Origin of the sequence: Pseudomonas sp. GLN_2 (genome assembly GCF_043106005.1) — a bacterium.
In the GTDB taxonomy this organism is placed as follows: Bacteria; Pseudomonadota; Gammaproteobacteria; order Pseudomonadales; family Pseudomonadaceae; genus Aquipseudomonas; species Aquipseudomonas alloputida.
In genome coordinates this window covers 1-403 of sequence record NZ_JBICMC010000049.1, presented here as the reverse complement: position 1 = coordinate 403, position 403 = coordinate 1, and the positions used below count along the sequence as shown (strand labels likewise).

1 protein-coding gene is annotated in these 403 nt (G+C 68.5%); it reads right to left on the bottom strand.

Going from position 1 to position 403, the window contains the following annotated elements:
* A partial coding sequence (locus ACF8Q6_RS13175) for a DUF6531 domain-containing protein (RefSeq protein WP_392498916.1) occupies window positions 1–403 on the bottom strand: 403 nt, incomplete at both ends.

Here is a 403-nt window from a genome sequence, read left to right as displayed (position 1 = left end):
GGCGGCGCAGGCTCTGCTCCCAGGGCAGCACCCAGCCGCGGCCGAGTACGCTGTCGACCGTCAGGTCGCTGGCGTAGAAGCGCGACCACTCGATCGGCATCAGGCCCGGCAGGCTGAAGTCGATTTCATCGGGGATCAGCTTGCGGCCCGTCGTGAGGTCGACGGGGTTGCCGACCAGGCCGCCGATAGCCTTGCGGGCCACGGGTTCGACCACGTAACGGCTGGCCACCTCACCGGCGACGAAGCCGGCCGTGAACTTCAGCGCGCAAGGCATGACGGCTTTCATGCCGGCCTGGGTACCCGCCTTGATCAGCTGGGCGATACCGCCTGCGGCACCGGCGATGGCCATCAGCACATCCACGGTGGTGCGCAGCCACTCCGGGACTTCATCGTCCACGGGCAG